Below are 12,193 nucleotides of genomic sequence, written 5' to 3' on the forward strand. Positions count from 1 at the left end.
AGGTCATATGCTATTTTGGAGAGGCTCTCCAAAAAGGGAATGGATATGAAACCTAAGTTTTCAGGGCACGATACCTTCGCGCTACGGTACGGTTGGTTATATAAAGCTGTTAACCTACTGATAAATAATAGTAAAAAATCTATCACATCAGATGACTTTGTACGTGACGCCATTGTAACCCTCGGTGTAGGGAAAAACATGGTCAACGCCATTCGTTACTGGGCTGAAATGACGGGTGTAATGACTTCTTCACTAGTTAAGTCGCGCAGTCAGTTAGCGGTAGCTGATTTAGGTAGATTTCTTTTTGAAGAAGGGGCTAGTAAAGGCGGTGCGGATCCCTACCTTGAAAAAACAGCATCGATTTGGTTGCTTCACTATCGTTTAAATGCCTCGACAGATTTACTCACTTCCTATCGCTACTTTTTTAACTACTGCAATTTTCAAAGCTTTGAGAAACCTAAGTTGGTCGATGAAATTATATCGAGCACTATTAGTTTAACCAATATGGAAGCAGGAAAGAAATCTACCGTGAAAAAAGATGTAGATTGCTTTTTGCACACCTACAGTAAAAAAACACGGCAATCAAAAGCCGTTGATGAAGATCATTTTGCATCACCACTTTCTGAGCTGGGGCTTATTAAGGAGGTTTCTGGCGGGTTTTGCGTTAGCGAGTTTACAGAGCGACCATCGTTGCCTACAGAGATTTTCGCCTATGCTCTTTGTCGTTTTGTTGGCAATGAGACGGCTGAGTCAGGTGTTAACACCATTGATTTTGACTCCTTGCTCTCTAAACCGTGTTCTCCTGGTAGAATTTTTCGCCTATCTGAGCAAGGGTTATCGAATAAGCTAGATGATCTAGCTTCCATTTCAAACGGAAAAGTATCTTGGACCGATTCTCTTGGGCTGAGACAAATTATGGTCGACTCGTTTCTGAAGAAGTACCCTGCCCAATTTTTAGATGATTATTACGGTGACGGCTATGTCTACTAGTGTCTATATTAATGATAAGTACAAGAGTTCGGTTCGAATCGATGCGGTTGCTGATAATTTCGATGAGTTTTTAAACGCAGTTATCATTCATGGGACGTTGAAATCAACAATATCTACTGTAGCGCGCGAGATTCACGGAAGTTCACAAAGAGCATTCACTGTTACGGGGCCTTACGGTTCGGGTAAGTCAACTCTTGCGGCTCTGATATCGGGTGCGTTAGGGCGTAATAGCAACCACCGACAATCTACTCTAGATAAATTTAAAAATGCAGACTCATTAGATGAAACTATTGAAAGAGCATTTCCTTACAAAAATGGCTGGGGCGTCATAAAACATGTGTGTGGTTTAAATAACCCTGCACACTCTATAGCAGAATCAGTTTGCAGTCAGTTGGACTGTGAGATTAGTCGTCTCAACGCTGCTATGTCTGATGCCGATTGTTTAAAGGCGATTAGTAATTCGACTCAAGAAGCCTTGAAGAACTTAGATGGAGTGGTCATTCTACTCGATGAACTCGGAAAGGCGCTGGATTATCAGTCGAGTCATGATGGAGATTTGTATTTCTTTCAAGAACTCGCTGACTTGGCACAAAAGTCAGAAAAACCAGTTATCATCATTGGTTTTCTACACCAAGCATTTAATCAGTACGCAAAAGGCAAAGCTGCACTTACTCAGCAAGAATGGGCAAAAGTTCAAGGTCGCTATCGCGATTTGAGCTATAACCCAACCGTGGATGAGTCTCTTATTTTGATAGCCGATTCTATAAGGGTCGAGCCTGAAGTAGAGAAACGGCTATTTAATAAATACACAGGGTTAGTTGACGCGATTTCGACTGAGTTACCTCCGGCAATATCTGCAACTACTCCGTTGCTCAACGCGTTACCTATCGACCCAATAGTTAGCCTGTTATTGGGACCAATTTCTAGGCGGCGATTTTCACAAAATGAGCGAAGCATTTTTGGCTTTTTATCTTCCAGTGAAAGATATGGCTTCCGTTGGTTTCTGGAAAATGAATGGTCGACGGATTCATTATCCCTCTATGGTCCAGATCTCCTGTGGGACTATCTTGAGACTAATTTAGGACACCTCATTAATAGCTCTCCGGATGGGAAAGCCTGGCTAGAAGCAAATGATGCGATTTATAGAGCTGGGGCGAAAGATGGAAAGCTGTACCATAAACTCACTTCTCTGGTTGCTTTACTAACAGTTTTTGGTCAATCCTTCCACTTATATGCAACTCGCGAGCTGCTAATTAAATATTACGAGGGTTGCGGCTTTGAGAGGCGAGAGGTTGAAGGCGTAATAGATGAACTAGAAAAATCGTCGGTTCTTATTTTTAGAAAAAAACATAATGCACTATTTGTTTTCCAAGGAAGTGACGTTGATGTAAATGAGCTTGTTGCTAGCGAAGTTGAGTCGATTAAGGACGGGGTAAATTGGGCGAATGAATGCAACTCTGCAACTCACATACTAGCATCCTCACACTACCACAGAACTGGTGCCATGAGGTGGACAGAGACTACCTTTGTGGAGTACGCAGAAGCGATCTCCCAGGTTGATTCGAAAGAGCAACCGAAGGCAGGAGAGCCGTTTAGTACCTTTGTTCTAATCGGCGAGTCACTAAACCACAATGAATTGAAAAAGTTATCTAAGGAATACCCTCGTTTACTATTAGGCTCTCCGAAGAGTACAAGTAAACTAAAAGCATCAGCGATTGAGTCAATTGCTATTAATAACGTATTTAAACGAGAAGATAGGTTAGCGCACGACCACGTAGCAAAAAAGGAATTAAACAATCGCTTATCAGATGTTCGTCATCGTCTTTCCAACGAGCTTGAAGCGTTGTTTTCCAGTGCGAAATGGTTCTATCAGGGAGAGTCAAAAGGTATTGCTCCGTTGTCACAGTTGGCCTCTCTGGCTGCTGACTCAATATACAACCGCTCTCCTACAGTTATTAACGAACTGGTAAATCGTTCAAAGCCATCCGGTAACGCCAATTCAGCTACGAACAAGTTGATGCTCGCAATGCTGAATAGCGAGCATGAGTCTGATCTTGGTTTTGATGAGAACACTTTCCCGCCGGAAAAAGGTGTTTATCTATCAGTATTGAAAAGCAAAGGTTGGCACCAGAAGACTCCTTGTGGGTATGCGTTTGTATCTGACTGGAGTCCTGAATTAAATGCAGAATTCGAAGATGCTTACAGACTATGGGAAAGTGGCTTTAACTTTATCAAATCTGCAGACAAGATGGTTACCTTGTCAGAGCTTTATGAAATGTGGATGCGCCCGCCTTTCGGTTTGACAGCTGGCCTTTGCCGTATTTATGCCTTAGCTCTACTAAAATCTTTAGAGGGAAAGGTAGCTTTCTACGATAAGGATTCAACTCAAAGCTTTATATTCATACCTCAGCTTGATGAAGTTATTGTTGAGAAGTTACATAAGCATTCTCACGAGGTAGCAGTAAGGTATTTTGAGATTGACTCGATCCAAACCAACGTAGTTCGCAGCATTGCAACAGCTGCAGAGCTTCAGTCAACGGAGGATTCCAATCTTCTAGAATTAGCAAAGCATATTGTTAGGCTAATTCACACTCTGCCTCCGTGGGTGAAGAAAACTTCAGGCCATCTGTTTGATGGTGAAGACAAGAGCGTTGAGCTGTCTAGAGAAGCTAAAGCACTACGAAATAGTGTGCTGAGAGCAAACGATCCATACAAGCTTGTGCTTGAAGATATTCCTGAAATTTTTAATATCCCCAAGAAGGGAGAGGGCTCTAAAGAATCTATTGATGAATTATCTGTACGCTTAAAGTCAGCAATAGACGAATTAACATCACAGCACACACTTCTAGTTGATGCATTTAAACAGATTGTCATGCAAGAGCTGAGTGGGAGCTTTGACCAGACACTTGCTAAAAGAAGTGAGCGGGTCGCAAAGGCTGCTCATAGGCCGTCGATAAAGGAATTCGCAAGTCGTTTGACTGGATATATAAACGATAAAAACTCATTCGAATGGGTTGTATCAACAGCTCTTGGAGCGGCTGAGCGGAGCTGGACTGATAAACATATCAATAACGGCTTGCATGAAGTTTATAACTTGTGTCGTCAGTTTAGGCGAGAGGAGACCTTCACAAAACTAACGTCGAAAACTTCAGCAATACCTGTTGGACTAATAACAACTGATGAACAGGGTAGTTTGGTTGAGCTTGAGGGACACATATCTAAGACCTCAGAAAATGCTCCTGAATTAGAGAGGCTCGTGAAATCCTTTAGTAAGGAACTTACACCACTTTCTAATGATCAAAAAAGAGAGGTTTTAGTTAAGTTGCTTAGTGAATTTATGCATCCTGTCGAAGCTTTGGAGGGAACTAATGAGTGAAAAAATAAAGCATGTTCTTGGGCTCTCAGGAGGAAAGGATAGCAGTGCTCTGGCTCTGTACATGAAGGAGACTCGACCGGACTTAGATATCGACTATTTCTTTACTGATACCGGGTATGAACTTCCTGAAACTAATGATTTCATTGACAAGCTCGAAGAGCGTCTAGGATTTATTCACAGGTTGAATGCTCGTTCACTAAATGACATAGATGGAAGAGGGGAGCTAGATTTTAAATCATTGCTTAAGAAGCATCAGAATTTTCTTCCGTCTCAGCGAGATCGTTGGTGTACTGTTCAGCTTAAATTAAAACCTTTTGAGCAGTGGGCTGACAACTTCATCAAAGAAGGGTATCGCATTGTAAATTATGTTGGCATCCGAGCTGATGAACCGAGCAGAACAGGGCTCTTAACTATTGATAAACCGATTACTACCGTTATGCCGTTTAGAGAGGACGGTATAGTAAAGTCGGATATTGAAAATATTCTCCAACGAAATGGACTAGACCTACCCGATTACTACAGTTGGCGCTCCCGTTCCGGTTGTTCGTTTTGCTTCTATCAAAAAAAGATAGAGTGGATTCGTTTAAAAGAAAACCACCCCGATCTGTTTGAGCAAGCAAAAGAATTCGAGAAAGGCGAGGATAATAACGTCACTGGTGAAAGATTTTACTGGATGGGGAAGGGTGAGCCGTTGGAAACTCTGGAAGATCCCGAGAGACGTGCTCAGATTATTGAGAATCATGAGAAGAAAGTTGAACGATTTAAGAAAAAGAAAAGGCGGAACGCGCTTTTAGGTGATATCGAAGGGGTATATGAGTCTAGCGATATTGATGAAATTTATGACGATATTGAAGGTGGGGGGGCTTGCATAACGTGCTATAAATAGTCTAATTCAATTAAGGATTATTTGAGAGCACTCTTAGTGCTCCCTCAGCATTCCGTATACTTGGCTAGTTCATTAAGTAATGCTTGTATATCTTCAGCCGTATTTAAATGGCTGAAGCTGATTCTTAGCGTTTTAGATGCCTCGTCTCTATTAAAATGTAGTGATGTTAGAACGTGTGAAGGTTCAATTGAGCCTGCTGAACATGCCGAACCTTGTGATAGCGCTAGTGATTGGTGGCTTCCGCGGAGAAGCCCCTCGATATTACTGCAAGGCAACGTAAGGCTAATACAAGATGGTAAGATCTCTTCCCCACCGTTCACTCTGTATTTTACTCCAAGTTTTTCAAGCCCGATGAGCAGTTGCTGTTTTAGCTCCATATTTTGCTGTAACGAGTAGTAATTCCTGAATACACCAACAGCTGTGCCAAAAGCAGCAATTAATGGTGTTGGTAAAGTACCGCCTCTCACACCAAACTCTTGGCCTGCTCCATGTACGAGAGGGCTGATATCTAAATCCTTGAGGTCTCTTATATAGGCAGCACCCACTCCTTTAGGTCCACCTATCTTATGGGCAGATAGGGACATAAAGTCTACGTTAAGGTCGTCGACATCTGTTTGGATTTTCATGTAACTTTGCGCCGCATCAGTATGTAGAGGGACTTTTGCATTCGTGCAGATCTGGCCAATTTCATTGATAGGGTTGATGGTTCCTAGCTCATTATTTACATGCATTAACGACACTAGTGCGGTATTTTCTCTTAAAGCATTTTTTACCTGTTCTGGCTTAATTTCACCCTTTGAGTTAGGCCTCAGATATGTTACTCCACAGCCTAATGATTCAAGATAATTGCTTATCGACAATATGCATTTGTGCTCTAATACAGAGGTTATTAAGTGCGGCTTCTTACCCTTTAAAAGTAAAGGTAAAATCACCCCCTTTATAATCAGGTTATTAGTTTCAGTTGCGCCGCTAGTAAAAATAATCTCGCTCGCGAAGGCTCCTAACGATTCGGCTAGCGACTCACGCGTGTTCTCAATCAACTCTTTTCCTTGCTCCCCCAGCATGTGAGAAGCGGAAGGGTTTGCGTAATGGTCCTGCATCGTTAACCGCAGATTCTCTGTGACCTCGGGGAGCATTGGATACGATGCTAAGCTGTCGAAGTAAATCATTAAGCGTTTCCTCGTCCCATTTCTCGTAACGAAATATTAGTCATCAATCACCTCAAGTAATTGACCAACATCACACTCCAAGTATCGACAAAGCGTTTCCAGCGTCTCGAAGTCAATTCGTGACGTTGTTTCGTGATACAGGCGAGTCAAGGTACTGCGATTAATTCCGGTATCCCTGACGACATCTGCGACCTTCAGTTTTCGCGCGCCTAGTAACTCTGCAAAGTTGCATTTTATCATTTTAGCGACCCATTTTAATCCTCTAGAGATACAAAAAGCGTTGACAAGTTATCAATAGGCGTATAATGTGTCTCTAGAGCATCATTATTGCTCTCTTAAGATACTAGGAGAATAGCATGAACGAAACATACCTGACCACTGAAGAATTATCTGAGCGTATTAAATACGATCCCAGAACGATCAGAGAGCAGTTGAAAGACTCTGTTTTGTTGGAAGGGGTTCATTACGTTCGTCCTTTCGGAGGCCGAAAACTCCTCTTCATTTGGGAGGCTATTCAGCGGGACATGATGGGGGCTTCCTCAAACTCATTGGCTATCCCAATGGCGCGTGGAGGTCTTGCTCATGGCTAGAATGTACGCACGGAAGGAAAATAACCGTTTGGTTATTGACTTCAGTTACCGCGGCAAAAGATGTCGCGAACAAACTTCTCTCGAAGACACGCGAGAAAATCGTAAGCGGGTGCAGAAGCTCCTTGATCGGATTGAAGCGGAGATTACGTTAGGCACGTTTGATTATGCCAGACACTTTCCGGGCAGCCCTAAGGCGCAGCAATTCAAGGAAATGCAGGTGCGCAGTCAGCATTTAGACACGCCGCTCTTCAGTGATTTCGCGGAAACTTGGTTTGCTGAAATGCGTATTCAGTGGCGGACATCTCACGCAGATACGGTTAGAAGAACGCTGAATGGCTATTTGCTTCCAGCGTTTGGAGATAAAGAGGTTGGCTGCATCACCAAAGCCGACATCTTGGAGTTTCGAGCATCCCTCGCCAAAGTGACGACTCGAAGCAACAAGCAGCTATCGCCGTCGCGGATAAACCACATCATGACGCCATTGCGCATGATTTTGAATGAAGCAGCCAACCGCTACAATTTTAGCTCACCTTACCAGGGAATTAAATCGCTTAAAGTTCCGCGTACGGATGTTGCGTATTTCGGTGATTCCGAACAGCGATTCCGGAGTTATCCGATCACCTGTTAGCCGTTCTTTTTCATAACCCTCTTTTTACGCTAAGTGATCGGATTGGTCTAGTTTTCTCATGGATTCTCCTGTCAGTTCGATTCGGTGACTGTTGTGCAATAAGCGGTCAAGTAAGGCGTCGGCAATGGTGGGACTGGGTATCAGCTTGTACCACTCGCTGGTGGGGATTTGACTGGCGATAATGGTACTGGATTGTTGGTAGCGTATTTCCATCACATCAAGCAGGTCATTCGCCTGACGAGCACTTAACTTCTCCATGCCCCAGTCATCAAGGATAAGCAGTTTACGCTTCGCTAAGGTATTCAACTGCTGTCGGTAAGAGCCGTCAGCATGTCCAACGTGTAACTCATCCAGCAGCTCTCCGAGGCGGTAATAACGAGCACTGTGATGTTGTTCACAGGCCTGCGTTGCCAGCGCACAAGCCAGGTGGGTTTTACCACAGCCTGTTGCCCCGGTGATGATAATGTTCTGGTTGTAGTGCAGATATTGCCCGCTTAGTAGCACCGCTATTTTTTCTTTCTTAAGCCCACGCCCACTGCGGTAATCGATACCGCTCGGGCGGGCATCGAGCAGCTTTGCCTGGCGGGTCAGACGTTTTACTTTGGTGTTGTCACGGCACAGTATTTCGTGGGTGGCAAGCAGACCGAGACGCTCTTCGAAGCTCATGTCGGTATAGGTATCCGGTTGCTCTTGCTGCTGTTGTAACGCCTGAGAGAAGTGCCCCAGCCGTAATGCACGCAGTTGTTCATGGAGTGATGATAAACTCATAATGATCGTCCTTATTGGTAGTAGTGTTGTCCACGGATGTTGGGATGGTTAACCGCCGGCGAGTCGTCGGCTTCGGTATGCGTGAGGTCTTGCTCTTTATTATTTGCCAGCAGGTTCAGAATGACCTTGCGGTGTGGTTGCTCGAGCACTAGCGCTTTCTGACAGGCGGCTTCAAGCCGCTCCTGTCCGTATTTACTGCCCAGGTTAAGGATAGCGAGGCAGCTTTTTATTGCCTGCTCCGGATGTTGTCGACGAGCCAGTTGGGCTGCGATAACCGCACGAGTGCCGCTGCCGATGGTTTCAGCCCAGCCAAGCAGGCGCTCAACACCCCAGCGCTGTTTTACGTGAGCATCCGGCATATGCTCTTTAATCGTACTAAACGCGCCGGGCTGATGTTTTCTGGGGTGCTGTGCCACGACCTTACCCTGATAGTAAAAGCAGATGATTTGCGCTGTTGCTTCCAGTGTAACGGTCTGTCCGACCAGGTTGTGGGGTACAGAGTAAGCGTGCTTAGCGTACAGAACATGGTAGTCCGGTCCGACCCGGGCTTGTTTACTGTCGATGTATTGATAGCCATACGCAGGCAACGGCATTAGCGCTGGTTTATCAAGACGGATATAAAGTTCGTGCCGTGAGCCCGGGTGAACGCGTTGCTGACGGTGATTAAGCTCAACCAGCAGCTCCCGGATCCGCTGATTAAGGCTGGATAGCGTATAAAAGTGATCATGTCGCAGACGCATTAAGATCCACCGCTCTACGATAAGAACGGCGTTTTCTGCTTTTGATTTGTCTTTGGGTTTATAAGGTCGGGCAGGCATGATGGCGGTGTTGTAATGACGCGCCATGCGCGCATAGTTTTCATTTAACACCGGTGCGTAGCGGTTTGCCCTGGTGACCGCCGAGCGCAGATTATCCGGCACCAGTAGCTGTGGTACGCCACCGAAGAACTCAAAGGCGCGTACGTGCGCCATGATCCAGTCTTCCAGTTGCTGTGAACGCCCGGCTTCAACATAGGTGTAATTTGAAGCACCTAAGGTTGCCACGAAGACTTGTGCGTTATAGCGAACGTCACCGGTATCGGGATTGAGGATAGGCACTGTCGGGCCGCAGTAATCGATAAACAGTTTATCGCCGGCAAGGTGTAATTGTCGCATGCTGCGCTTTTGGGTCTTGCGCCAACTGCGATAGTGCTCACAGAACTGCGTGTAACCATAGGCAGTGGCTGAGTCCTTTTCCCGGTACTCGCGCCACAACAGTAGCTTTGTCATCCCTTTACGCTTGAGCTCTTGATGCATTTCATAAAAATCTGGCTGGCGTTGCGCGCGGGACACATTCCGGCCTCTATATACAGCAGCCTCAAGCTCAGTGTCACTGAACTCCTCAGGCAGCGGCCAGGTGAGTTCACTGGCAGCAAAGCGCGATAAAATCTCGCTAACGGTGGCGGGGCCGACAGATAAGCATTTACTGATGTCTCTCTAACTGAGCCCGGCATCAAACCGAAGTCTCAGGATGTCTTTTATCTTACTCATTTGGGTTCTCTTTCTAGCCATGGTCAGCCATTCCTCAATGCAGTTGCGTTGAGTTGAGCTTACCAGTTGATTTAGTTAGAAAAAGAACGGTATTTCGGCATTCCGATCACCGATTTCGGCAATCCGAACAGTGATTTCGGAAAAAGGCTAAAAGTGATCGGATAAAACCGAAACAGGTGATCGGTTTAAACCGAAATGGGTGATCGGATTGAACCGAAATGAGTGTTCGGATTCATCCGAAACATGCACAAATCAAATTTCAATGACTTTAAGACAGTTGGTGAGTAAGCGCAGCGCTTCGCTCCCATCACGTTAACGATTTAATATTTCTTGGAGAATGACTATGAATACAACAACTCATGAAACTGTACAGCCGCTTTTGATTGATGCTAGCACTTACCGCCGTTTTATCGGACGTTATTATCTTTCGGCTTTAAAGGCGGTTTCGCCTGAGCGAGACAATGACGTGTTTGAACTGACGCTTTCTGATAGCTCTTGCGACCTTACAGTTATTGCACGACATGACCAAATTGCAGATGAGGTGATTCTTGAGCACACCATGATCCATGTTGAAGTTGCAGCGCTACCAACCCGCGTTGGAACAGTTCGGGTATGTAAGAATTTAACTTGCGCTGCAGCCAGCAAGCGTCTGGGTAATAGCTTGTCGGCTCTCCCAATTTCTCAATGCCCTCGGCCCGCGGTGTTTCAAGCCTTTCTGGTGCTATATGCTCGCATCCAATCAACGTTAATGCGGCGCTTTATCGATGATGTGTTGCTCCAGCCCAAAATCGGGATCTCATTCCTGCAATGCCCGGCAAGCCTTAGGTCGCATCACGCATATGTCGGAGGCCTAATTGAGCATGCTGTTGAGGTTGCCTGGAATGTGTCAGGTGTTCATGCGCTGACTGATATTGAGCGTGATGTTGCGGTTGTCGCTGCGCTACTGCATGGCGTTGGTAAAACACGAACGCTGAGTGCTGGTGCTACGAAAACCGCTCTGGGTACTCTGGTCGAGCCTGAGCTGCTGACCCTCGAGGTATGTGCTGATGCGTTACATAACCTTGAAAGCCACTCACCATCTTTGGCTAATCAGCTGCGTCATATCTGGACGTCTGGCGTTTTTCGAGAGCACACATGCAGTCAAAACCATGCCTTGCTCTATGACGTCCTGGCTCGCTCAGTCAAGAGTAGTGTGGTCAGTCAGCAATCGATGGCATTTCTTGCTGAGGCCGAGATTGATAGGCCTACTTTCGCATAGACGCTTTGCGAAACTTTAATTTCATTAATTAAATTAATTTCGTTAAAAAGGAGATTGCGATGGCTCGTCACGCGGAAGTCACGGAGCAGGAAATTATCGACGCTGGCTTAGCGCTGGAAAAACGAGGAAGGCGCCCGAATCCGGGCGCTCTTCGCAAAGAGCTGGGCGACCGTGGCGGGCTCGCTCGCATTAAGAGTATCTGGGAGACGTACAGCGACAACCGAGATGACCCGCTTTATGAATCCAGCAAAGAGAGTCTAACGTTCGATTCACTCCCTACTCATTACGCTGATAACGCTCAAACCTTGATTGATAAAGTCGTCCATGCAATGAAGCAGATGGCGATTGCCGGCTACATTGATGCTCAGAAGCTCTTTGAGCGACGCCTAAAAAGTCTTGAAGCGGCTCATGAACAGGCATTAGAGCATTATAAGGAAAGTGAACGCTCTGCAGATGAGTGCTTACAAAAGCTCGAGGGTGAGCTTGATGAACTGCAAACGGAGCTAGATAGCCTTGCACAGCAAAACGCAAAACTGTTAATCGAAAACGCGGAACTGCGGGGCAAGCTTGAAGCAGTGAAAGGCTGAAGTTCTAATACCAATCAATACTTCATCTGTCAGGTCATTTCCACACCACGAAATTAAAAAGGACCCACTATGAAACCGGAATATATGAGCTTTTTCATGCTTGCACCGGCTAGCCTTTTGGAAGCTGCTGAAAATCAGGTACAAGTTGAACTCGATAGAACCGACGGCGAACTCTTCCATTACCAGCCACAGACGTTTCGAGGATATAATCTTGGATGGCCGCATGGCGATGTTCAGGGTCTATTGCAGTTCTTTTCGGATGTCGGGTGTGTTTTCTCTCAGTATCGCCTCGCGTATTCACTGCTACCCGACAACCTCGAGGAGTGGGTTTAAAATCGGAGTATTTATCTTTTTATTATGCCCTGAGTGCAACTGAAATCCGGCTGAATTTACGTCACGATGATCGAGTAAA

The 12,193-nt window shown here is 45.5% G+C and carries 12 protein-coding genes; 8 read left to right on the forward strand and 4 right to left on the reverse strand.

Translation table 11 applies throughout. From position 1 onward, the window contains the following. Window positions 1–45 precede the first annotated feature (45 nt). Genes KZ771_RS11615 through KZ771_RS11625 form a run of 3 tightly spaced genes read left to right on the forward strand, consistent with a single transcriptional unit; the run spans window position 46 to window position 5,252 of the window. Complete coding sequence (locus KZ771_RS11615; RefSeq protein ID WP_290653590.1) at window positions 46–990, forward strand: DUF4007 family protein; 945 nt, start codon at window positions 46–48, stop codon at window positions 988–990. Then, window positions 980–4,366, forward strand: a complete 3,387-nt coding sequence (locus KZ771_RS11620) for a hypothetical protein (protein ID WP_290653592.1) — start codon at window positions 980–982, stop codon at window positions 4,364–4,366. Before KZ771_RS11615 ends, KZ771_RS11620 begins: the two co-directional genes overlap by 11 nt. Further along, window positions 4,359–5,252, forward strand: a complete 894-nt coding sequence (locus tag KZ771_RS11625; RefSeq protein WP_290653594.1) for a phosphoadenosine phosphosulfate reductase family protein — start codon at window positions 4,359–4,361, stop codon at window positions 5,250–5,252. Before KZ771_RS11620 ends, KZ771_RS11625 begins: the two co-directional genes overlap by 8 nt. A 44-nt stretch (window positions 5,253–5,296) precedes the next feature. On the opposite strand, the gene KZ771_RS11630 is transcribed toward KZ771_RS11625, so the two are convergent. Both KZ771_RS11630 and KZ771_RS11635 read right to left on the reverse strand, forming a co-directional pair. Then, complete coding sequence (locus KZ771_RS11630; RefSeq protein WP_290653595.1) at window positions 5,297–6,421, reverse strand: cysteine desulfurase family protein; 1,125 nt, start codon at window positions 6,419–6,421, stop codon at window positions 5,297–5,299. 36 nt (window positions 6,422–6,457) lie between these two features. Continuing rightward, the gene (locus tag KZ771_RS11635; protein WP_290653597.1) at window positions 6,458–6,661 is read right to left on the reverse strand and encodes a helix-turn-helix transcriptional regulator; all 204 of its coding nucleotides are present in this window, start codon (window positions 6,659–6,661) and stop codon (window positions 6,458–6,460) included. 116 nt (window positions 6,662–6,777) lie between these two features. Between KZ771_RS11635 and KZ771_RS11640 the strand changes: the two genes are divergently transcribed. Continuing rightward, window positions 6,778–7,011: a hypothetical protein gene (locus KZ771_RS11640; protein WP_290653599.1), complete on the forward strand. Its 234-nt coding sequence runs from the start codon at window positions 6,778–6,780 to the stop codon at window positions 7,009–7,011. Continuing rightward, window positions 7,004–7,639, forward strand: coding sequence for a DUF3596 domain-containing protein (locus tag KZ771_RS11645; protein ID WP_290653601.1), 636 nt, complete (start codon window positions 7,004–7,006; stop codon window positions 7,637–7,639). Before KZ771_RS11640 ends, KZ771_RS11645 begins: the two co-directional genes overlap by 8 nt. Before the next feature lie 24 nt (window positions 7,640–7,663). Here the strand turns inward: KZ771_RS11645 and istB are convergent, their stop codons facing one another. After that, window positions 7,664–8,407 (reverse strand): IS21-like element helper ATPase IstB, encoded by a 744-nt coding sequence (gene istB, locus KZ771_RS11650; protein WP_290653603.1) that lies wholly within the window; start codon window positions 8,405–8,407, stop codon window positions 7,664–7,666. An 11-nt stretch (window positions 8,408–8,418) separates the two neighbouring features. After that, window positions 8,419–9,876: an IS21 family transposase gene (istA, locus tag KZ771_RS11655; RefSeq protein WP_290654851.1), complete on the reverse strand. Its 1,458-nt coding sequence runs from the start codon at window positions 9,874–9,876 to the stop codon at window positions 8,419–8,421. 403 nt (window positions 9,877–10,279) lie between these two features. On the opposite strand from istA, the gene KZ771_RS11660 reads away from it, so the two are divergent. The 3 genes from KZ771_RS11660 (at window position 10,280) to KZ771_RS11670 (ending at window position 12,114) form a co-directional block, all read left to right on the forward strand. Beyond that, entirely contained in the window at window positions 10,280–11,194 is a 915-nt protein-coding gene (locus KZ771_RS11660; protein WP_290653605.1) for a hypothetical protein, read from the forward strand. 59 nt (window positions 11,195–11,253) lie between these two features. Further along, window positions 11,254–11,781, forward strand: coding sequence for a DNA-binding protein (locus KZ771_RS11665; RefSeq protein ID WP_290653607.1), 528 nt, complete (start codon window positions 11,254–11,256; stop codon window positions 11,779–11,781). A gap of 69 nt (window positions 11,782–11,850) precedes the next feature. Then, window positions 11,851–12,114 (forward strand): hypothetical protein, encoded by a 264-nt coding sequence (locus KZ771_RS11670; RefSeq protein ID WP_290653609.1) that lies wholly within the window; start codon window positions 11,851–11,853, stop codon window positions 12,112–12,114. Window positions 12,115–12,193 lie beyond the last annotated feature (79 nt).

The sequence above is a fragment of the Idiomarina sp. genome (assembly GCF_019431395.1).
Taxonomy (GTDB): Bacteria; Pseudomonadota; Gammaproteobacteria; order Enterobacterales; family Alteromonadaceae; genus Idiomarina.

Excerpts from the sequence above, each read along its gene's own strand:
- KZ771_RS11615 (WP_290653590.1), top strand. The coding sequence starts at position 46 with ATGAAACCTAAGTTTTCAGGGCACGATACCTTCGCGCTACGGTACGGT.
- KZ771_RS11620 (WP_290653592.1), top strand. The coding sequence starts at position 980 with ATGTCTACTAGTGTCTATATTAATGATAAGTACAAGAGTTCGGTTCGA.
- KZ771_RS11625 (WP_290653594.1), top strand. The coding sequence starts at position 4,359 with ATGAGTGAAAAAATAAAGCATGTTCTTGGGCTCTCAGGAGGAAAGGAT.
- KZ771_RS11630 (WP_290653595.1), bottom strand. The coding sequence starts at position 6,421 with ATGATTTACTTCGACAGCTTAGCATCGTATCCAATGCTCCCCGAGGTC.
- KZ771_RS11635 (WP_290653597.1), bottom strand. The coding sequence starts at position 6,661 with ATGATAAAATGCAACTTTGCAGAGTTACTAGGCGCGCGAAAACTGAAG.
- KZ771_RS11640 (WP_290653599.1), top strand. The coding sequence starts at position 6,778 with ATGAACGAAACATACCTGACCACTGAAGAATTATCTGAGCGTATTAAA.
- KZ771_RS11645 (WP_290653601.1), top strand. The coding sequence starts at position 7,004 with ATGGCTAGAATGTACGCACGGAAGGAAAATAACCGTTTGGTTATTGAC.
- istB (WP_290653603.1), bottom strand. The coding sequence starts at position 8,407 with ATGAGTTTATCATCACTCCATGAACAACTGCGTGCATTACGGCTGGGG.
- KZ771_RS11660 (WP_290653605.1), top strand. The coding sequence starts at position 10,280 with ATGAATACAACAACTCATGAAACTGTACAGCCGCTTTTGATTGATGCT.
- KZ771_RS11665 (WP_290653607.1), top strand. The coding sequence starts at position 11,254 with ATGGCTCGTCACGCGGAAGTCACGGAGCAGGAAATTATCGACGCTGGC.
- KZ771_RS11670 (WP_290653609.1), top strand. The coding sequence starts at position 11,851 with ATGAAACCGGAATATATGAGCTTTTTCATGCTTGCACCGGCTAGCCTT.